The organism is Pseudomonas proteolytica (assembly GCF_007858275.1).
Lineage (GTDB): Bacteria > Pseudomonadota > Gammaproteobacteria > Pseudomonadales > Pseudomonadaceae > Aquipseudomonas > Aquipseudomonas proteolytica.
Genome location: NZ_VFEV01000004.1, coordinates 87,560 through 108,779, shown reverse-complemented (window position 1 = coordinate 108,779; position 21,220 = coordinate 87,560). Strand labels below are relative to the sequence as shown.

The following is a 21,220-nucleotide window of genomic DNA, read 5'->3' as shown; positions in this document are numbered from 1 at the left end:
TAAACCTTCTCAAGTCCGGGCATGGCAGGAATTGCTGGCAGAGTTTTTAAACCCCAGAAACGAAAAAACCCGCTTTCGCGGGTTTGATCTGAATTTGGTGCCCAGGAGAAGACTCGAACTTCCACGACCTTGCGATCACCAGCACCTGAAGCTGGCGTGTCTACCAATTTCACCACCTGGGCATTATCAAACAACGTTGCCGCTGTTGATGGGGCGAACTATACGGCGGGCTTTTTGATCTGTAAACCCCTGATTTGATTTTATAAATCAAATTTTCAGTTAAAAATCAAAGGCCTGTAACGCAAAAACCCGCTTTCGCGGGTTTTTGTGAAACTCAAGGCTGGCCTTGGGTTTTGAATTGGTGCCCAGAAGAAGACTCGAACTTCCACGACCTTGCGGTCACCAGCACCTGAAGCTGGCGTGTCTACCAATTTCACCATCTGGGCAGTATCTTCAACGTTGCCGTCGTCGATGGCGCGCACTATACGGAGTGACTTTTGCGCTGTAAACCCCCGTCATCAAAAAAGCCTGGAAAATTTCGCGGGCGGTCGCGCAAGGTGGCTTACTGGGGCTATAAAACGCATTTGCCGGCTAGTTATTGCTGGAAATTTCCCGTTTCAATACGCGTATGCCAAACTAACCCACATATAGACAAGGTGAAAACTCTCTAATGGCCGATTGGCAGTCCCTCGATCCCGAGGCCGCTCGTGAAGCGGAAAAATATGAAAACCCTATTCCTAGCCGCGAACTGATCCTGGCGCATCTCGCCGATCGGGGTTCGCCTGCTAGCCGCGAGCAGCTGGTTGAAGAATTCGGTCTGACCACCGAAGACCAGGTCGAAGCGCTGCGCCGCCGCCTGCGCGCCATGGAGCGCGATGCACAGTTGATCTACACCCGTCGTGGCACTTACGCCCCGGTGGACAAGCTCGACCTGATCCTTGGCCGCATTGCCGGTCACCGTGATGGCTTCGGCTTCCTGATCCCTGACGATGGCAGCGATGACCTGTTCATGAGCCCGGCGCAAATGCGCCTGGTATTCGATGGCGACCGTGCCCTGGCGCGCGTGTCCGGCCTGGACCGTCGCGGTCGCCGTGAAGGCGTGATCGTCGAAGTGGTGTCCCGTGCCCACGAGTCCATCGTCGGTCGTTACTTCGAAGAAGGCGGCATCGGCTTCGTGATTCCGGATAACCCGAAGGTCCAGCAGGAAGTGCTGGTAACCCCGGGCCGCAATGGCGCTGCCAAGGTCGGTCAGTTTGTCGAGGTGAAAATCACCCACTGGCCAACGCCGCGCTTCCAGCCACAGGGCGATATCGTCGAAGTGGTCGGCAACTACATGGCGCCGGGCATGGAAATTGATGTTGCGCTGCGCACCTACGATATCCCGCACGTCTGGCCTGAGGCCGTGCTCAAGGAAGCCGCCAAGCTCAAGCCGGAAGTCGAAGAAAAAGACAAAGAGAAGCGCATCGACCTGCGCCATCTGCCGTTCGTCACCATTGACGGTGAAGATGCCCGCGACTTCGACGATGCGGTCTACTGCGAAGCCAAGCCCGGCAAACTGCGCCTGTTCTCCGGCGGCTGGAAGTTGTTCGTCGCGATTGCTGACGTATCCAGCTACGTGAAGATCGGTTCGGCCCTGGATAACGAAGCCCAGGTGCGCGGCAACTCCGTGTACTTCCCTGAGCGCGTGATCCCGATGCTGCCGGAGCAGCTGTCCAACGGCCTGTGCTCCCTGAACCCGAAAGTCGACCGTTTGGCCATGGTGTGCGAGATGACCATCTCGAAAACCGGCGAAATGACCGACTATCAGTTCTACGAAGCGGTGATTCACTCCCAGGCGCGCCTGACCTACAACAAGGTCAGCACCATCCTGGAGACGCCGAAGACCAGCGAAGCCAAGGCTTTGCGCACCCAGTATGCAGACGTAGTCCCACACCTCAAGCAGCTGTACTCGCTGTACAAGGTGTTGCTGGGCGCACGTCATGTGCGTGGCGCGATCGATTTTGAAACCCAGGAAACCCGGATCATCTTCGGTTCCGAGCGCAAAATCGCCGAGATCACGCCGACCACCCGTAATGACGCGCACAAGCTGATCGAGGAATGCATGCTGGCGGCCAACGTGGCCACCGCTGAGTTCCTGAAAAAGCACGAGATTCCTGCGTTGTATCGGGTCCACGATGGTCCGCCGCCGGAGCGCCTGGAAAAACTGCGCGCCTTCCTCGGCGAGCTCGGCCTGTCGCTGCACAAAGGCAAGGACGGCCCATCGCCGAAGGATTACCAGGCTTTGCTGGCCAGCATCAAGGATCGTCCGGATTTCCACTTGATCCAGACCGTGATGCTGCGTTCCCTCAGCCAGGCAGTGTACAGCGCCGACAATCAGGGCCACTTCGGCCTGAATTACGAGGCGTACACGCACTTCACCTCGCCGATCCGTCGCTATCCGGACCTGCTCACGCACCGCGCAATCCGCAGCGTGATCCATTCCAAGCAGAACACCCCGCACGTCAAGCGCGCCGGTGCCATGACCATTCCGAAGGCACGGATCTATCCGTACGACGAAGCGGCCCTGGAACAGTTGGGCGAGCAGTGCTCCATGAGCGAGCGCCGTGCCGACGAAGCCACTCGCGATGTGGTGAACTGGCTCAAGTGCGAGTTCATGAAAGACCGCGTAGGCGAGTCGTTCCCGGGTGTGATCACCGCCGTGACCGGCTTTGGCCTGTTCGTCGAGCTGACCGACATCTACGTCGAAGGCCTGGTGCACGTCACCGCCTTGCCGGGTGACTACTACCACTTCGACCCTGTGCATCACCGCCTGGCGGGCGAGCGCACCGGTCGTAGCTTCCGTTTGGGCGATACCGTCGAAGTGCGGGTCATGCGCGTCGATCTCGACGAACGCAAGATCGACTTCGAGATGGCTGAAAAAACCATCGACGCTCCGATTGGCCGCAAAAAGCGTGGTGCTGAAACTGCAGCACCGGCGAAAAAAGGCGCTCCGGCGAAAGCTGCCGCTGCAGCTGAGCCAGCCGCCAAGCCTGCTCGTCGCTCGTCGACCAAGGAAAAGGTCAGCGATGCTTACCGTCCTAGCGATGCCGCGGCGAAAAACGCCGAGCTGCGCAAGAGTCGCGAATTGAAGCAGCAGTTGCTCAACGAAGCCAAAAGCGGTGGTAAAGCGGCGTCTGGGGGAAAGTCCCAGGGCGCCGACAAACCGTCGAGCAAACCGAGTAAGCACCGTAAAGGCCCGCCTAAGGCGGGTTCGGCCCCTGCGAAAAGCGGCGGGTCGCGCAAACCTAAGGCCAAGTCATGAGTCTGGAAAAAATCTACGGCGTGCACGCCGTAGAAGCGTTGTTGCGTCACCATCCCAAGCGCGTCAAGCAAGTGTGGCTGGCCGAAGGTCGTAGCGAGCCGCGCGTGCAAGCGCTGGTCGAGCTGGCCAACCAGAACAAGGTTGCCATCGGCCAGGCCGAGCGTCGTGAAATGGACGTCTGGGTCGAAGGCGTGCACCAGGGCGTGGTCGCGGACGTGAGTCCGAGCCAGGTCTGGGGCGAGGCGATGCTCGACGAGCTGCTCGATCGCACCGAAGGCGCGCCGCTGTTGCTGGTGCTTGACGGGGTGACCGATCCGCACAACCTCGGCGCCTGCCTGCGTTCGGCGGACGCTGCCGGTGCGTTGGCAGTGATCGTGCCTAAAGACAAGTCGGCCACCTTGACGCCGGTTGTGCGTAAAGTTGCCTGCGGCGCGGCGGAAGTGATTCCGCTGGTGGCCGTGACCAACCTGGCGCGCACCCTGGAAAAACTCCAGCAGCGCGGCTTGTGGGTCGTGGGTACGGCGGGGGAGGCCGAGGTCAGTATCTATGACCAGGACCTTACCGGCCCGACCATCTTGATCATGGGGGCAGAAGGCAAGGGTATGCGTCGCCTGACCCGTGAGCATTGCGACTACCTGGTGCACTTGCCGATGGCCGGTAGCGTCAGCAGCCTCAACGTTTCAGTCGCAACGGGCGTCTGCCTGTTCGAAGCCCAGCGCCAGCGCGGCGCCAAGGCCAAGACCAAGAAATAATCAGGCCTGACGCAGGTCCAAATGTGGGAGCGGGCTTGCTCGCGAATGCGCAGTGTCAGTCGCCATAAATGTTGGCTGGCCTAACGTATTCGCGAGCAAGCCCGCTCCCACACTGGTTTTGCATCGCTTGAAAGATTGTTCAAATAATCACCAATTGCCTTGCACCCTTTCTTCCCCTTCTCTACAATTGCGCCCCTTGCCTTCCCGGCGGGCACGCATGTGCCTCCCAGCGGCAAGATTCCTAAGTGTCATTCACTCCTTGTCTGACCGTTTTTGAGCGGCAGGCTACAACCCGTAAGGAGCATTCATGCGTCATTACGAAATCATCTTTTTGGTCCACCCGGATCAAAGCGAGCAAGTCGGCGGCATGGTTGAGCGTTACACCAAGCTGATCGAAGAAGACGGCGGCAAAATCCACCGTCTGGAAGATTGGGGCCGTCGTCAACTGGCCTACGCAATCAACAATGTTCACAAGGCTCACTACGTGATGCTGAACGTTGAGTGCACTGGCAAGGCCCTGGCCGAGCTGGAAGACAACTTCCGCTACAACGATGCAGTGATCCGTAACCTGGTCATCCGTCGCGAAGAAGCCGTTACCGGCCAATCCGAGATGCTCAAGGCTGAAGAAAACCGCAGTGAGCGCCGTGAGCGTCGCGACCGTCCTGAGCACGAAGGCGCTGAAAGCGCTGATAGTGATGACAGCGACAACAGCGATAACGCTGACGAGTAATCCACGGACCTTATTAAGGAGCCTATCAAATGGCACGTTTCTTCCGTCGTCGTAAGTTTTGCCGCTTCACCGCTGAAGAAGTGAAGGAGATCGACTACAAAGATCTCAACACTCTGAAAGCCTACGTATCCGAGACCGGCAAAATTGTTCCAAGCCGTATCACCGGTACCAAAGCTCGTTATCAGCGTCAGCTGGCCACCGCTATCAAGCGCGCCCGCTTCCTGGCCCTGCTGGCCTACACCGACAGCCACGGCCGCTGAGACCGGGCAGTCGACAAGTAGTAAGGGATTGAATGCATGCGCGCCTTAGCTGAGTTCATCATGCGCGGTCGTGTGCAGGCCACTCTGGTAGTGGCTGGATGTGCAGCGTTGCCGTTGTTGTATTGGTTGGGTGCTGCCGCAGGAAGCCTTGTGTTGCTGCGGCGCGGTTTGAAGGACGCCTTGGGCGTCCTTGCCCTGGGGTTGCTGCCGGCCTTGATCTGGTGGCTGCAATTCGACGATCCACGGGTACTTCTGGTACTGCTGGGGTCTTCGAGCCTTGCGTTGGTTCTGCGCGCAAGTGAGTCCTGGGTCCGTACGCTGCTGGTCAGCGTGGCATTGGGAGTGGTGTATTCAGTGGTGCTTGGCGCGGCTTTCCGCCCGCAAATCGAGGCGCTGTCGCAGGAGTTGGTAAAAATCCTGCCACTGGCCCTCGGGGATCTCTACCATCAATTGTCGGTAGATGAGCGAGCGCGCATGGCCACACTGATTGCTCCGGTCCTTACCGGCCTGATAGCGGCACTGTTGCAGATCGTCAGTGTGCTGAGCCTGATTCTTGGGCGCTACTGGCAGGCGTTGTTGTATAACCCGGGTGGTTTTGGTCGCGAGTTTCGCAGTATCAGAATCCCCGCAGGCCCAGCGATGTTGCTGCTGGCGTGCATGCTTGTGGGGCCGAACTTCGGCCCGCAAATGGCCATGTTGACGCCGTTGTGCAGCGTACCGCTGGTGATTGCCGGGCTGGCCCTGATACACGGGCTGGTGGCGCAAAAGCGCCTGGCCAAGTTCTGGCTGGTGGGGTTGTACGTGACGCTGTTGCTGTTTATGCAACTGATCTATCCGTTACTCGTGGTCTTGGCCATTGTCGACGGCCTGATTGATTTTCGCGGTCGTCTGGCGCCGAAAGACGCCGATAACGCGAACGGTGAAGGTTAAAAGTTAGAGGATTTTCACATGCAACTGATCCTTCTGGAAAAAGTCGCCAACCTGGGCAACCTGGGCGACAAAGTAAACGTTAAGGCCGGCTACGGTCGTAACTACCTGCTGCCATACGGCAAAGCCACCGCTGCAACCGCTGCCAACCTGGCCGCGTTTGAAGAGCGTCGCGCTGAGCTGGAAAAAGCCGCAGCAGACAAAAAAGCTTCGGCTGAAACCCGTGCTGCCCAACTGGCCGAGCTGGAAGTGACTATCACTGCCACCGCTGGCGACGAAGGCAAGCTGTTCGGTTCGATCGGTACTCACGACATCGCTGACGCACTGACCGCCTCCGGCGTTGAAGTGCAGAAGAGCGAAGTTCGTCTGCCGAACGGCACCATCCGCAACGTAGGCGAATTCGACGTAGCCGTGCACCTGCACGCTGAAGTTGAAGCCACCGTACGCGTTGTCGTGGTAGCAGCTTAAGAAGCACCTAACTGACTGGCACCTCGCGTGTCAGCCAGTTAACATCGGGCACGATCCTGTTTACAGGTCGTGCCTTTTGTTTTTCTACACACCCCTAATTCCAAGTGGCCATGAACGATATTTCAGCTCCTGAGCAATACGATCTGCAAACCGCTGCCCTGAAGGTGCCGCCGCATTCCATCGAGGCCGAACAGGCCGTGCTCGGTGGCTTGATGCTGGACAACAACGCCTGGGAACGCGTGCTCGATCAAGTCTCGGACGGTGACTTCTATCGCCATGACCACCGCCTGATCTTCCGCGCCATTGCCAAGCTGGCCGACCAGAACTCACCGATCGACGTGGTGACCCTGGCCGAGCAACTGGACAAGGAAGGCCAGACCTCACAAGTCGGCGGCCTCGGTTACCTCGGTGAGCTGGCGAAAAACACGCCATCCGTCGCCAACATCAAGGCCTACGCCCAAATCGTGCGCGAGCGGGCAACCCTGCGCCAGTTGATCGGCATCAGCACCGAAATCGCCGACAGCGCCTTCAACCCCGAAGGCCGCACTGCCGCCGAGATCCTCGACGAAGCCGAACGGCAGATCTTCCAGATCGCCGAAGCCCGCCCGAAAACCGGCGGCCCGGTCAGCGTCAACGACCTGTTGACCAAGGCTATCGACCGTATCGACACCTTGTTCAACACCGACAACGCCATCACCGGTATCTCCACCGGCTACACCGACCTCGACGAGAAGACCAGCGGCCTGCAGCCGTCCGACCTGATCATCGTCGCCGGCCGTCCATCCATGGGTAAGACCACCTTTGCGATGAACCTGGTGGAAAACGCCGTGTTGCGCAGCGACAAGGCCGTTCTGGTGTACTCCCTGGAGATGCCAGGCGAATCGCTGATCATGCGTATGCTTTCCTCGCTGGGTCGGATCGACCAGACCAAAGTGCGTGCCGGTCGCCTGGAAGACGACGATTGGCCGCGCCTGACCTCGGCGGTCAATCTGCTCAATGACCGCAAGCTGTTCATCGACGACACCGCCGGTATCAGCCCCTCCGAGATGCGTGCGCGTACCCGGCGCCTGGTGCGTGAGCACGGCGACATCGCCCTGATCATGATCGACTACCTGCAGTTGATGCAGATCCCTGGCTCCAGCGGTGATAACCGTACCAACGAGATTTCCGAAATCTCCCGGTCCCTCAAAGCCCTGGCCAAGGAATTCAACTGCCCGGTGGTGGCCCTGTCCCAGCTCAACCGTTCCCTGGAACAACGCCCAAACAAGCGCCCGGTGAACTCCGACTTGCGGGAATCCGGAGCGATCGAGCAGGATGCCGACGTGATCATGTTCGTGTACCGCGACGAGGTGTATCACCCCGAAACGGAGCACAAGGGCATTGCCGAAATCATCATCGGCAAGCAGCGTAACGGGCCGATCGGCTTTATCCGCCTGGCCTTCATCGGCAAATACACGCGCTTCGAAAACCTGGCGCCGGGCAGTTATAACTTCGACGACGACGAATAAGCGCCATCCAATGCGGGCTTGCTCGCGAAGGCGGTGTGTCAGTCAATATATCGACTGACTGATCCGCCGCTTTCGCGAGCAAGCCCGCTCCCACATTGCAAAGCATTCACAATTCAGGGCACTCCACAATTCCGACCATTACCGTCGGAATTGGTCAAAATTTGTGCTATATTCCGCGCCCGCGATTTTTCATCTCAACACCGGTCACCGTCATGCAAACAGCCAAGCCGTTATTTGACTATCCCAAGTACTGGGCCGAATGTTTCGGTCCAGCGCCATTCCTGCCCATGAGCAGGGAGGAGATGGATCAGCTCGGCTGGGATTCATGCGACATCATCATCGTCACCGGTGATGCCTACGTTGACCATCCGTCGTTCGGCATGGCAATCATCGGCCGGCTGCTGGAGTCCCAGGGCTTCCGCGTCGGGATCATTGCCCAGCCTAACTGGCAGTCCAAAGATGATTTCATGAAGCTCGGCGAGCCGAACCTGTTCTTCGGCGTCGCGGCCGGCAACATGGACTCGATGATCAACCGCTACACCGCCGACAAGAAAATCCGTTCCGACGACGCCTACACCCCCGGCGGCATGGCCGGCAAACGCCCGGACCGCGCGAGCCTGGTGTACAGCCAGCGCTGCAAGGAAGCCTACAAGAACGTGCCGATCGTACTCGGCGGTATCGAGGCCTCCCTGCGTCGCATCGCCCACTACGACTACTGGCAGGACCGGGTGCGTAACTCGATCCTGATCGATGCCACCGCCGACATCCTGCTGTACGGCAACGCCGAGCGGGCCATCGTCGAAGTTGCCCAGCGCCTGTCGTGGGGCCACAAGATCGAAGACATCACCGATGTGCGCGGCACCGCGTTCATTCGCCGTGACACGCCAGCCGGCTGGTACGAAGTGGACTCCACCCGTATCGACCGCCCGGGCAAGGTCGACAAGATCATCAACCCGTACGTGAATACCCAGGACACCCAGGCCTGCGCCATCGAGCAGGAAAAGGGGCCGGTTGAAGATCCGGAAGAAGCCAAGGTCGTACAGATCCTGGCCAGCCCGCGCATGACCCGCGACAAGACCGTGATCCGCCTGCCTTCCGTAGAGAAAGTGCGTGGCGACGCGGTGCTGTATGCCCACGCCAACCGCGTGTTGCACCTGGAAACCAACCCAGGCAACGCCCGCGCCCTGGTGCAGAAGCATGGCGAAGTAGACGTGTGGTTCAACCCGCCGCCCATTCCCATGACCACCGAAGAAATGGACTACGTGTTTGGCATGCCTTACGCACGTGTCCCGCATCCTGTGTACGGCAAGGAGAAGATCCCGGCCTACGACATGATCCGCTTCTCGGTGAACATCATGCGTGGCTGCTTCGGCGGCTGCACCTTCTGCTCGATCACCGAGCACGAAGGCCGGATCATCCAGAACCGTTCCGAAGAGTCGATCATTCGCGAGATCGAAGAGATCCGCGACAAGGTCCCGGGCTTTACCGGGGTGATTTCCGACCTCGGCGGCCCTACCGCGAACATGTACCGCATCGCCTGCAAGAGCCCGGAAATCGAATCCGCGTGCCGCAAGCCATCGTGCGTGTTCCCCGGCATCTGCCCGAACCTGAACACCGACCACTCCTCCTTGATCCAGCTGTACCGCAGCGCCCGTGCATTGCCGGGTGTGAAGAAGATTTTGATCGCTTCCGGCCTGCGCTACGACCTGGCTGTCGAGTCGCCGGAGTACGTCAAGGAACTGGTGACCCACCACGTCGGTGGTTACCTGAAGATCGCCCCGGAACACACCGAGGAAGGTCCGCTCAACCAGATGATGAAACCGGGCATCGGCAGCTATGACAAGTTCAAGCGCATGTTCGAGAAGTACACCAAGGAAGCGGGCAAGGAACAGTACCTGATCCCGTATTTCATCGCGGCCCACCCGGGCACCACCGATGAAGACATGATGAACCTGGCCCTGTGGCTCAAGGGCAATGGCTTCCGCGCCGACCAGGTGCAGGCGTTCTACCCCTCGCCAATGGCCACCGCCACCGCGATGTACCACTCGGGCAAGAACCCGCTGCGCAAGGTCACCTACAAGAGCGACGCGGTGACCATCGTCAAGAGCGAAGACCAGCGCCGCCTGCACAAGGCGTTCTTGCGCTATCACGACCCGAAGGGCTGGCCGATGCTGCGTGAAGCATTGACCCGCATGGGCCGCGCCGACTTGATCGGGTCGGGCAAGGACCAGTTGATCCCGCTGCACCAGCCGTCCACCGACAGCTACCAGAGTGCCCGTCGCAAGAACTCGACGCCGGTGGGCAGCCATAAGGTCGCCAAGGAAACCACCACCAGGATTCTCACCCAGCACACCGGCCTGCCACCTCGCGGCAGCGACGGCAGCAACCCGTGGGACAAGCGCGAACAAGCCAAGGCCGCGGCCCAGGCACGCAACAAGCAGGCGGCCAAGGAGCGCGCTGATGCGGCGAAGGGCAAGGGCGGCAAGCCTGCGCGCAAGCCGGTCGTACCGCGTTGATCGCAGCCTGAACATGCAAAACGCCAGCCTCGTGCTGGCGTTTTGCTTTCTAGCGGGTGGGGAACCTGTTTGTTAAGGTGGCGCCCGTTAAGCTGCCATACCTGTAGGAGCGAGCTTGCTCGCGAAAAACGTCAACGATAACGCGAGCTGCCTGGACAAACGCGGCGCTTGTGAGTTTCTCGCGAGCAAGCTCGCTCTTACAGAAATGAGGCCTCTGCGGTCACTCGAACCCTTCAAGGAAGAACACCCCATGAGCAACCCCCTGCTCAACATCGGCATGGACTCCAACCGCTCCCAGTTCATGGCGCGCCAGCGCATCGAAAGCCAGATCAACCTCCCACGCCTGTTCGCCGCCATCGACGCCGACCCCGGCATCGTCGGCGCGGGGGTGGTGTACATCGACGCTGACTTCAATGTCATTACCCTGCGCGAGTTCAAGCCGATCTGCAGCATCAAGCCCAAGCGCATCATTTTGCGTGAGGCGCAGAAGTACATCGCGCCGACGCAGTTTGCCCAACATGTCGTGAGCAATCCTCGAGAATCCCGACTGATTGGCGAAGCCGTAAATACCGGAGTCTCCTGCTTGGGGGCTGTCATCAGTTGGGCTGCGATCGCCAGTGGAACAATTCTGGTGCCTTTCAGTGGCGGTGCCAGTTCCGTCATCGTTGTGGTGGGATATGCGGCTGCCGGTGCAAGTTCGCTTCAGTGTTTCAACGGCATTGCTCGAACGGCGCTGGAGGTCGCCAAGCCTGAGGTAAAGGATTGGCTCGACAGTGAGGGCTGGTACCAGAATGCTTCCATTGTGCTGGACGCAGTATCACTGGCAGGCGTGGGCGCTTCGGCCCTGACGACGGTCAAGCTGGTCAGGGCCGCCAAAGCATCGACGGGCAAGAGTCTGCGTGACGTGCTTCGCGGGTTGAATCGCCAGGAAAGAGCCAAGCTCACGAAAGAGCTACTCAGCATTAACCATCCCAGCTTGACTGCGAAGATGCTCAAATTGAAGCAGGCGTCGGGTGAACTCACCAAGCGTTTCACCCCTACGCAGCTCAAGCACAGCACCACTACCCAGATCAAGGATGTCCTGGGCGCAAGCGTAGGGTTTGGCGGGAGTGCGTACTCCGGAAACGTCAATACCATCGCGATAGGGCTGTACGAGGAAATAAACGAATGAACCAGCTAATGACGTTGCGAGACTTTTTTAGGCAATACTTTCTGACGTTTATGGGTGGCGTATTCGCTGCGTATTTTTCGTTGGCGTTGGCTGTGGCGCTGGCGTTCGTCACTTATTTTCGTGATGTGCCGCTGGCTCAAGTGGGGCTCAAGATCATGTTGGTCGGGGCGCTGCTCATTCTGTTGACGGTCCATAGCAACTTTATGATTTTGCGGGGCCGACCCTCCTGGGTGTGGGTGATGGTCGGTATTTACCTCGCCTGTCTGGTGTTTGTAGTTCCAATGGTTCAGTACCAGCCTCATAAAGGTCTCTACGGGTTGGCGCTGTTATTCCCACTCCTTGGATTACTGACACTTAACAGCAACGTCCAACGAGAGATGCGTACAAAACTCGTTGGAATCCGTCGCATTCGGCAGTCTGTCAAATCAACCGCTAGATCGAGTAGTCGCGTGTGAAGGCGTCGCCTTCGATAACCGGTTTTATCGCAACGCGCAAAAAGCGTTGATTGGGTAGATTCACCACTGCGCCCCGCACTTGCGCCACAAATATGTGCAACCCTCGCACCACGGCGTTCACTCTCGCGCCGTTTTGGTGCTGTACTGCACCGGGTCCCTCGATAAAGCGTAATGACCGCCGCTCTGGCATAAGTCTTGCGCGCTTTGTTTCCATGCCCTGGCTCGCAGGAGGCCGCCGTGTCGATTCATGTCGCGTTGCACCATGTTACGCATTACCGCTACGACCGTGCGGTGGAGCTTGGCCCGCAGATTGTGCGCCTGCGCCCGGCGGCTCATAGCCGCACGCGGATCCTGTCCTATGCGCTGAAGGTGCTGCCCGAGCAGCACTTCATCAATTGGCAGCAAGACCCCCAGGGCAATTACCTGGCGCGCCTGGTGTTCCCGGAAAAAACCGATGAGCTGCGCATCGAAGTCGACCTGGTCGCCGAGATGGCGGTGTTCAACCCGTTCGACTTTTTCCTTGAACCCTACGCCGAAAAAATCCCTTTCAGCTACGCCGCCGATGAGCAGCGCGAGCTGGCGCCGTACCTGGAAACCCTGCCGCTGACGCCAAAATTTGCCGCGTACCTGGCCGCTATCGACCGTACGCCGCTGCCGGCCGTGGATTTCCTGGTCGGTCTCAACCAGCGCCTGGCGGCGGATATCGGCTACCTGATCCGCATGGAGCCGGGCGTGCAAACCCCGGAATTCACCCTGGAAAACGCCTCCGGCTCGTGTCGCGATTCGGCCTGGCTGCTGGTGCAATTGCTGCGTAACCTGGGCTTGGCGGCGCGATTTGTCTCCGGTTACCTGATCCAGCTCACCGCCGACGTCAAGGCCCTCGACGGCCCGTCTGGCACCGAGGTGGACTTCACCGACCTGCACGCCTGGTGCGAGGTGTATTTGCCCGGCGCCGGCTGGATTGGCCTGGATGCCACCTCCGGGTTGTTCGCCGGTGAAGGCCATATTCCGCTGGCCTGTAGTCCCGATCCATCGTCCGCCGCCCCGATCAGTGGGCTGGTGGAACCGTGTGAGTGCGAATTTACCCACGAAATGTCCGTGGAGCGCATCTGGGAAGCCCCCCGGGTGACCAAGCCCTACACCGAAGAGCAATGGCTGGCGATCCAGGCCCTGGGCCGGCAGATCGATGGCGACCTGCTCAAGGACGATGTGCGCCTGACCATGGGCGGCGAGCCGACGTTTGTTTCCATCGACGACCCCGACGGTGCCGAATGGAACACCGCCGCCCTCGGCCCGGACAAGCGCCGGCTGTCTGCCGAGTTGTTCCAGCGCATGCGCAAGCATTACGCGCCCAAGGGCCTGGTGCACTTCGGCCAGGGCAAGTGGTACCCCGGCGAGCAACTGCCGCGTTGGTCGCTCAATTGCCATTGGCGCCGCGATGGCGTGCCGGTCTGGCACAACGACGCGTTGATTGCCGACGAGCAGCAAGACTACGGCGCCGATGACGTGATGGCCGGGCGCTTCCTGGCGAGCATTGCCGAGCGCCTGAAACTCCCCGCGCGCTATGTATTCCCGGCCTTCGAGGACAATTTTTACTACCTGTGGCGCGAAGGTGCCTTGCCGCAGAACGTCAGCGCCGAGGATTCACGCCTGGAGGATGGGCTGGAGCGCGAACGCCTGCGCAAGGTATTCAGCCAGGGCCTGGATAAAGTCATCGGCCGTGTGCTGCCCCTGGCGCGCACGGCGGCCAATGATCGCTGGCAGAGTGGCCGGTGGTACCTGCGCGACAGCCATTGCCGGCTGGTACCGGGTGATTCGCCGCTGGGCTATCGCTTGCCCCTGGCCTCACAGCCTTGGGTGACGGCGGCAGACTACCCCTTTGTGCATCCGACCGACCCCAATCAGGACCTGCCGGAGCTGCCCTTCACCGCGCCAGCGCCTGGCGAGCCCGCCCCCATCGACGAGCGTGTGCCCAAGGTCGACGAGTCCGCTGACTGGCTGACCCGCACCGCGTTGTGTGCCGAAGCGCGCGGGGGGCGGCTCTACCTGTTCATGCCGCCCCTGGAGCGGGTCGAGGACTACCTGGAACTGGTGGCTGCCATCGAGGCCACCGCCCAGGAACTGCATTGCCCGGTGCTGCTGGAAGGCTACGAGCCGCCGAGCGACCCACGCCTGAGCAACTTCCGCGTCACGCCCGACCCAGGCGTGATCGAAGTCAACGTGCAGCCATCGACGACCTGGGATGAATTGGTGGAGCGCACCGAGTTCCTCTATGAGGAAGCCCGGCAAACTCGCCTGACCACCGAAAAATTCATGATCGACGGGCGCCACACTGGCACCGGCGGCGGCAACCACTTCGTGCTGGGCGGCGCCACGCCCAAGGATTCGCCGTTCCTGCGCCGCCCGGACCTGCTGCGCAGCCTGATCAGCTACTGGCACAATCACCCGTCCTTGTCGTACCTGTTTTCCGGGCTGTTTATCGGTCCTACCTCACAGGCGCCACGGGTGGATGAGGCGCGCAACGATGCGTTGTATGAACTGGAAATCGCCTTCGCGCAGATGCCCGCGCCGGGAGAGGAATGCCCGCCGTGGCTGGTGGACCGCTTACTGCGCAACCTGCTGATCGACGTGACCGGCAACACCCATCGCGCCGAGTTTTGCATCGACAAGCTCTACTCCCCCGACGGCGCCACCGGCCGCCTGGGTTTGCTGGAGCTGCGCGCCTTTGAGATGCCGCCCCACGCACGCATGAGCCTGACCCAGCAGTTGTTGCTGCGAGCCCTGGTGGCGCGCTTCTGGCGTGAGCCCTACGCGCCGCCAAAGCTGGCGCGCTGGGGCACGGAGCTGCACGACCGGTTCCTGCTGCCGCACTTTATCGAGCAGGATTTTGCCGACGTGATCGTCGAACTCAACGCGGCCGGTTATCCGCTGCGTGCCGAATGGTTTGCCGCACACCTGGAGTTCCGTTTTCCCAAGGTCGGCGACTATGCCGTCAGCGGTATCGAGCTGGAACTGCGCCAGGCCCTGGAGCCCTGGCATGTGCTGGGTGAAGAGGGCGCAGCGGGCGGTACGGTGCGCTATGTGGATTCATCCCTTGAGCGCTTGCAGGTGAAACTCAGCGGCTTGCCACCCCAGCGCTATGTGCTGACCTGCAACGGCGTGGCCGTGCCGCTGCACGCCACCGGCCGGGTGGGCGAGTTCGTCGCGGGCGTACGTTATCGCGCCTGGCAACCGGCCAACTGCCTGCAGCCGACCATTCCAGTGCACGCACCTTTGGTATTCGATCTGCTCGATACGTGGATGCAGCGCTCCCTGGGCGGTTGCCAGTACCACGTGGCCCATCCGGGCGGGCGCAATTACGACAGCCTGCCGGTCAATGCCAATGAAGCGGAGAGCCGGCGCATGGCGCGCTTTTTCCGCTTGGGGCATAGCCCCGGGAAGTTGCCGATACCCCCGGTGGTGATCAACGATGAACTGCCTATGACCCTGGACCTACGGCGTTTTCCCCATAAAAATAACTAAACACAAACCTACGGTAGGAGCCGGCAAGCCCGCTCCTACAGTAGATTTGCAGTGTTTGTGAGTTAATCTGCCTTCCCTTGCCCCTGCCGAGCGTTCCATGTCCGACTTGCTCGACCGTTACCCGCTGACTGCGGGCACTTATCACGAACTGCTGGACGACAGCGGCGCGGTGCGCGCCCATTGGCAGCGCCTGCTCGACCATCTGCAGCGCAGCACCCCGGCGCAGTTGGCCCAGCGCCAGGCGCTACTGACCCGCCAGATCCAGGAAAACGGCGTGACCTATAACGTCTACGCCGACCCCAAGGGCGCCGACCGCCCCTGGGAGCTGGACTTGCTACCCCACGTATTGGCTGCGGATGAATGGGCGCATTTGGCGGCGGGTATCGCCCAGCGTGCGCGGCTGCTCAACGCGGTGCTGGCCGACCTGTATGGCCCGCAACGCCTGATTGCCGAAGGCTTGCTGCCGGCTGAGCTGGTGTTTGGCCATAACAACTTCCTGTGGCCGTGCCAGGGCATCCAGCCGCCCGATGGGGTGTTCCTGCACCTGTATGCGGTGGACCTTGCGCGCACCCCGGATGGCCGCTGGTGGGTCACGGCGGACCGTACCCAGGCGCCGTCCGGCGCCGGTTATGCCCTGGAAAACCGCACCATCGTCTCCCGCGCATTCCCGGATTTGTATCGCGACTTGCAGGTGCAGCACCTCACCGGGTTCTTCCGCACCCTGCAGGAAACCCTGGCCCGCCAGGCGCCCGGCGATGACCAGCCGCCGCTGATCGTGCTGCTGACCCCGGGGCGCTTCAATGAAAGCTATTTCGAACACCTGTACCTGGCCCGTCAGCTTGGCTACCCCTTGGTAGAAGGCGGCGACCTGACCGTGCGCGACAGCACCGTGTACCTCAAGACCCTCAGTGGTCTGCGCCGTGTGCACGCAATCATGCGGCGCTTGGACGATGATTTCTGCGACCCCCTGGAACTGCGTACCGACTCGGCCCTGGGCGTACCCGGCCTGCTGGACGCGGTACGCCAGGGCAATGTGCTGGTGGCCAACGCCCTGGGCGCCGGCGTGCTGGAATCGCCCGGGCTGCTGGGGTTCCTGCCCAAGATCAACCAGTTTCTGTTTGGCGAAGAACTGATCCTGCCGTCCATCGCCACCTGGTGGTGCGGCGAAGCGCCGGTGCTGGCCGAAGCCCTGGAAAAACTGCCGGAACTGCTGATCAAGCCGGCGTTCCCTTCGCAAAGTTTTGCCCCGGTGTTTGGCCGCGACCTGAACGATGAGCAACGCCAGGCCCTGGTCGAGCGCATGCAGGCGCGACCCTACGCCTATGTGGCCCAGGAGTTGGCCCAACTGTCCCAGGCGCCGGTCTGGCACACCGTGGATGACCATCTGCAACATCGCGCCATCGGCATGCGCGTGTACGCAGTGGCCGGTGAGGATGGCTACCGGGTGCTGCCGGGTGGCCTGACCCGCGTGGCAGCGCAGGCCGATGCCGAAGTGGTCTCGATGCAGCGTGGCGGGGCGAGCAAGGACACCTGGGTGCTGGGCGAGCGCGCGCCCGGTGGCGAGCAATGGCGCGCGCAGCGGGCGATCGGCACCCATGACCTAGTACGTCGCGACCCGTACCTGCCCTCGCGGGTCGTAGAAAACCTGTTCTGGTTCGGCCGTTACTGTGAGCGCTGTGATGACAGTGCACGCTGGCTGCGCATCGTCCTGGCGCGCTATGTCGACGGTGACGACCCCCTGGCCTTGCAGGCCGCCGTGGAGCTGGGGGAAAGCCTGCGCCTGCTGCCGGAGGAGGGCGAGTTGCCCGAGCGCCTGCTGCAGGCCCTGCTCGGTGATGACTGGCCATCGAGCCTGCGCGCCAACCTGCAGCGTCTGCAGTGGGCGGCGTCCCAGGTGCGCGGCAAGCTGTCCCGGGAGAACTGGCAGGCCCTGGTGGAGTTGCAGCGCGAAGCCATGGAGCTGGAACGCGAAACGCCGGATTTTGGCGAACTGCTGGACTTCCTCAATCGCCTGGTAATGTCCCTGGCGGCCTTGTCCGGCTTTGCCCTCGACGACATGACCCGCGACGAAGGCTGGCGCTTTTTGATGATGGGCCGGCGCATCGAGCGCCTGCAGTTTCTCAGCAGCAGCCTCGCGGCCTTCCTGCGCGGGGTAGCGGTGTTCGATCAGGCCGGGCTGGAGTGGTTGCTGGAACTGGGCAACAGCAGCATCACCTACCGTTCGCGCTACCTGGCGGTGCCGCAATTGATTCCGGTGCTGGACCTGTTGCTGCTGGATGAACAGAACCCCCATGCGGTGCTGTTCCAGCTCAAGCTGGTGAGCCGCACTTTGCGCCGGCTCAACGATGACTTCGGCGTACCCCGGGAGACCGGCCTGGCACCGCTGGTGGAGCGCCTGGCGCGCTTTGACCTGGGTTGCCTGGAGAACCCGTTGTTTGGCGACGCCAGCGTGCGTGCGGCCCTCGATGGCCTGGCGGACCTGTTGCAGGCTGTCGCCGATGAGAGCGGGCAAGTTTCTGATCGCCTGGCCCTGCGCCATTTTGCCCACGTGGATGATGTCAGCCAGCAAACGGTGTCTGTGTAATGAGCGCGCGCTATCAGATTTTCCACGACACCCATTATCACTACGACAGCCCGGTGTCCCTGGCCCAGCAACTGGCGCACCTGTGGCCGCGCCCCTGTGCCTGGCAGCGCTGCACCTCGCGGCAGTTGCAGATCAGCCCCGAGCCGACCGCGCGCCGCGATGAGCTGGACGTGTTTGGCAACCCCATCACCCGGCTGGCGTTCGAGCGGCCCCATGACGAATTGCTGGTCAACGCCGGCTTGACCGTCGAAGTGCTGGCCCGGCCGGTGCTGGATTTCAGCCAGTCACCACCCTGGGACCAGACCCGCAACAGCCTGAGCTACAGCGGCCAGCCGTTGTCGGCAGAGGCGATCGAGGCGTGCCGCTATCGTTTCGAATCGCCCTACGTGCATTTGAAGAAAAACTTTGTCGAGTTCTCCGAGAGCTGCTTTGCGCCCGGTCGCCCGCTGTTGTTGGGGGTGCAGGCGTTGATGGAGAAGATTTTCAGCGAGTTCACCTTCGATGCCGAAGCCACCCAGGTCGCCACGCCGCTGGTGGAGGTGCTGGAGCGTCGACGGGGGGTGTGCCAGGACTTTGCCCACCTGATGCTCGCCTGCCTGCGCTCACGGGGCCTGGCGGCACGTTACATCAGTGGCTACCTGCTGACCCAGCCACCGCCCGGCCAGCCACGGCTGATCGGCGCCGATGCGTCGCACGCGTGGGTATCGGTGTTTTGCCCGCGGTCGGGCTGGGTGGATTTTGACCCGACGAACAATGTGCAGCCGGCACTGGAGCACATCACCCTGGCCTGGGGCCGGGATTTTTCAGATGTCTCGCCGTTGCGCGGGGTGATTCTGGGAGGGGGCAGCCATGACCCGGAAGTGCGGGTAACGGTGATGCCGCTGGAATAACCGATGGTTCCCGTGTTGTGGCGAGCGGGCTTGTCGGAACGCCGCATCGCCCGCGTTGGGGCGCGAAGCGGCCCCAGAAATGGGACTGCTGCGCAGTCCAACGCGGGGCGAGCCCGCTCGCCACATACAGGTCAGGTATTCATTGAGGCGGGTGTTCAGGCCTCAGGTGCAGAGTCTTTCGGGGTTTCAGTGTCATCAGCAGCCACTTCACCTTCGGCATCCGGGTTCAGTGCGCCTGCTTCTTCGTCAGCTGCAGCTTTCTTGCGTTGCAGCTTTTCCTCTTTCTTCTGTTCCTTGGCCAAGTCTCTCTGACGTTTGGCGAAGGAGTAATTAGGTTTTGCCATGGGCGATCCTCTGGGGTCGAAGGTGAGGTTGAGCGGCGGCTATTCTGCCTTTAAACGCGCCCCAAGGGTTAATCGGGTTTCAGAATCGCCTCTACCGATTAAACGTTAGTCGACATTAACCGTTTCGTAAGTACCGCTGGCGCCACAGGCGTAAGTAGCAAGCAAGCTGCGCAACAGGCTGTTGAGGTGCATGGCTCGGACTCCAGGAAGTAAAGATGGGCCGATCATAGGTCGTGTGCGGCACTTTGGCCGGTTGATTCTGTCGATCAGTCTGATAGCCTAAAGTTGTATACAATCTGTTGATTCAGATCATTGGAACATTTGCCTGCCTCAGGCACCCTTGTCGCACATGCGTTTTTTAAACCCTGCCTTGGAGATTCACATGTTTGCCAAAATCGTTGCTGTTTCCCTGCTGACGCTGGCTAGCGGCCAGTTGCTTGCTGCAGAGTGCAAGGTCACTGTCGACTCCACTGACCAAATGTCCTTCGACACCAAGGCCATTGAAATCGACAAGAGCTGCAAGACGTTCACCGTTGATCTGAAACACTCCGGCAACCTGCCGAAGAACGTCATGGGCCATAACTGGGTGCTGACCACTGAGGCTGATATGCAGCCGGTTGCAACCGATGGCATGGCCGCCGGTATCGACAAGAACTACTTGAAAGAAGGCGATACCCGCATCATCGCCCATACCAAGATCATCGGCGCTGGTGAAACCGACTCGGTGACCTTCGATGTGTCCAAGCTCAAGGCTGACGGCAAATACATGTTCTTCTGCTCGTTCCCAGGCCACATCGCGATGATGAAAGGCACTGTGACCCTGAAGTAAGGCTCAAGACCGCGTTATCGTTCATCGCAGGCAAGCCAGCTCCCACATTTTGATTTGTGAATACATTCAAATGTGGGAGCGGGCTTGCCCGCGATAGCGGTCTAACAATCAATACACAAGCACCAGGCCTACCTCAAGGCGCAAACGGCATCACCCGCTTGTGCTCAGTCTTGCGATAGGTATCGCAGATAATCCTGAACGCTTCTTCCCGCACCGGCTGGCCGTGCAGGAACGCATCGATCTCGCTGTAGGTCACGCCATGGGACGCTTCATCCGGCTTGCCCGGTGACAGGTCTTCCAGGTCGGCGGTCGGGATCTTCTCCACCAGCGACTCGGGCGCACCAAAGTGCCGGGCAATCGCCCGTACCTGGTTTTTCACCAGCCCGCTCAACGGTGCCAGGTCGCAGGCGCCATCGCCGAACTTGGTGAAAAACCCCATTACTGCTTCCGCCGCATGGTCGGTACCGATCACCAGGCCGCTCGCCGCGCCGGCGATAGTGTATTGCGCGACCATGCGCATCCGCGCCTTGGTATTGCCCAGCACAAAATCACGGGATGCCGCGGCCTTGCCTTCGAAAGCGGTGACTTCATTGGCCAGGGCCTTGACCGCCGGGCCGATATTGACCGTGTGGCGCTCGTCCGGGTTGATAAAGTCGACGCAGGCCTGGGCATCGTGTTCGTCGAACTGCGTGTCGTAGGGCAGGCGCACCGCAATAAAACGATAAGCGTCATTGCCTTTGAGGGCGCGCAGCTCTTTCATTGCGCGTTGGGCCAAGAGGCCGGCGGTCAGGGAGTCGACGCCGCCGCTGATGCCGAGCACCAGGGTCTTGAGCCCCGAGTTGAGCAGGCAGTCCTGGATAAAGGTGATCCGCCGGGCCACTTCCGCCTCAAGGGCGGCGTGGTCCTGGAACGGTGGTTGGACCTTGAGCTGTTGGGCAATCTCACGCTGTACGGCTTGCATGA

At 60.8% G+C, this 21,220-nt stretch carries 16 protein-coding genes and 2 tRNA genes; 14 read left to right on the top strand and 4 right to left on the bottom strand.

All coding sequences use genetic code 11. The features are described 5' to 3' along the window. Positions 1–95: 95 nt before the first annotated feature. Positions 96–182, bottom strand: a tRNA-Leu gene (locus FIV38_RS04560). Between the two features lie 177 nt (positions 183–359). Then, positions 360–446: transfer RNA gene (locus FIV38_RS04555), tRNA-Leu, on the bottom strand. Positions 447–670: 224 nt separating this feature from the next. Between FIV38_RS04555 and rnr the strand changes: the two genes are divergently transcribed. The 13 genes from rnr (at position 671) to FIV38_RS04490 (ending at position 19,084) form a co-directional block, all read left to right on the top strand. Then, positions 671–3,301 (top strand): ribonuclease R, encoded by a 2,631-nt coding sequence (gene rnr / locus FIV38_RS04550; RefSeq protein ID WP_070996432.1) that lies wholly within the window; start codon positions 671–673, stop codon positions 3,299–3,301. Further along, positions 3,298–4,053, top strand: coding sequence for a 23S rRNA (guanosine(2251)-2'-O)-methyltransferase RlmB (gene rlmB, locus FIV38_RS04545; RefSeq protein ID WP_032862039.1), 756 nt, complete (start codon positions 3,298–3,300; stop codon positions 4,051–4,053). Before rnr ends, rlmB begins: the two co-directional genes overlap by 4 nt. Before the next feature lie 307 nt (positions 4,054–4,360). Then, positions 4,361–4,783, top strand: coding sequence for a 30S ribosomal protein S6 (gene rpsF, locus FIV38_RS04540; RefSeq protein WP_003217491.1), 423 nt, complete (start codon positions 4,361–4,363; stop codon positions 4,781–4,783). Positions 4,784–4,812: 29 nt separating this feature from the next. Then, positions 4,813–5,043: a 30S ribosomal protein S18 gene (gene rpsR, locus FIV38_RS04535; protein WP_003171373.1), complete on the top strand. Its 231-nt coding sequence runs from the start codon at positions 4,813–4,815 to the stop codon at positions 5,041–5,043. A 36-nt stretch (positions 5,044–5,079) separates the two neighbouring features. After that, complete coding sequence (locus FIV38_RS04530; RefSeq protein WP_092233060.1) at positions 5,080–5,973, top strand: YybS family protein; 894 nt, start codon at positions 5,080–5,082, stop codon at positions 5,971–5,973. Between the two features lie 18 nt (positions 5,974–5,991). Then, positions 5,992–6,438 (top strand): 50S ribosomal protein L9, encoded by a 447-nt coding sequence (rplI, locus tag FIV38_RS04525; RefSeq protein ID WP_003171376.1) that lies wholly within the window; start codon positions 5,992–5,994, stop codon positions 6,436–6,438. Positions 6,439–6,548: 110 nt separating this feature from the next. Beyond that, positions 6,549–7,946 (top strand): replicative DNA helicase, encoded by a 1,398-nt coding sequence (gene dnaB / locus FIV38_RS04520; protein ID WP_017138451.1) that lies wholly within the window; start codon positions 6,549–6,551, stop codon positions 7,944–7,946. Positions 7,947–8,158: 212 nt separating this feature from the next. Then, a complete protein-coding gene (locus tag FIV38_RS04515; protein WP_029300547.1) occupies positions 8,159–10,462 on the top strand; it encodes a YgiQ family radical SAM protein in 2,304 nt (767 codons plus the stop codon). A 250-nt stretch (positions 10,463–10,712) separates the two neighbouring features. Beyond that, complete coding sequence (locus tag FIV38_RS04510; protein ID WP_092233063.1) at positions 10,713–11,633, top strand: Ssp4 family T6SS effector; 921 nt, start codon at positions 10,713–10,715, stop codon at positions 11,631–11,633. Then, positions 11,630–12,088 (top strand): hypothetical protein, encoded by a 459-nt coding sequence (locus tag FIV38_RS04505; protein WP_092233066.1) that lies wholly within the window; start codon positions 11,630–11,632, stop codon positions 12,086–12,088. Before FIV38_RS04510 ends, FIV38_RS04505 begins: the two co-directional genes overlap by 4 nt. Positions 12,089–12,325: 237 nt before the next feature. After that, the gene (locus FIV38_RS04500; protein ID WP_092233069.1) at positions 12,326–15,610 is read left to right on the top strand and encodes a transglutaminase family protein; all 3,285 of its coding nucleotides are present in this window, start codon (positions 12,326–12,328) and stop codon (positions 15,608–15,610) included. Positions 15,611–15,707: 97 nt separating this feature from the next. Beyond that, entirely contained in the window at positions 15,708–18,194 is a 2,487-nt protein-coding gene (locus tag FIV38_RS04495; RefSeq protein ID WP_092233072.1) for a circularly permuted type 2 ATP-grasp protein, read from the top strand. Beyond that, positions 18,194–19,084: a transglutaminase family protein gene (locus FIV38_RS04490; protein WP_092233075.1), complete on the top strand. Its 891-nt coding sequence runs from the start codon at positions 18,194–18,196 to the stop codon at positions 19,082–19,084. The genes FIV38_RS04495 and FIV38_RS04490 overlap by 1 nt, the downstream gene beginning before the upstream one ends. A 155-nt stretch (positions 19,085–19,239) precedes the next feature. Here FIV38_RS04490 and FIV38_RS04485 read toward each other — a convergent pair whose 3' ends face one another. After that, positions 19,240–19,428, bottom strand: a complete 189-nt coding sequence (locus FIV38_RS04485) for a hypothetical protein (RefSeq protein WP_092233078.1) — start codon at positions 19,426–19,428, stop codon at positions 19,240–19,242. A 382-nt stretch (positions 19,429–19,810) separates the two neighbouring features. Between FIV38_RS04485 and azu the strand changes: the two genes are divergently transcribed. After that, positions 19,811–20,257 (top strand): azurin, encoded by a 447-nt coding sequence (gene azu, locus FIV38_RS04480; RefSeq protein WP_029300520.1) that lies wholly within the window; start codon positions 19,811–19,813, stop codon positions 20,255–20,257. A 133-nt stretch (positions 20,258–20,390) separates the two neighbouring features. Here azu and nadE read toward each other — a convergent pair whose 3' ends face one another. Next, positions 20,391–21,218 carry an ammonia-dependent NAD(+) synthetase gene (gene nadE / locus FIV38_RS04475; protein WP_092233081.1) on the bottom strand — a complete coding sequence of 276 codons (828 nt, stop codon included), beginning with the start codon at positions 21,216–21,218 and terminating at the stop codon, positions 20,391–20,393. Positions 21,219–21,220 lie beyond the last annotated feature (2 nt).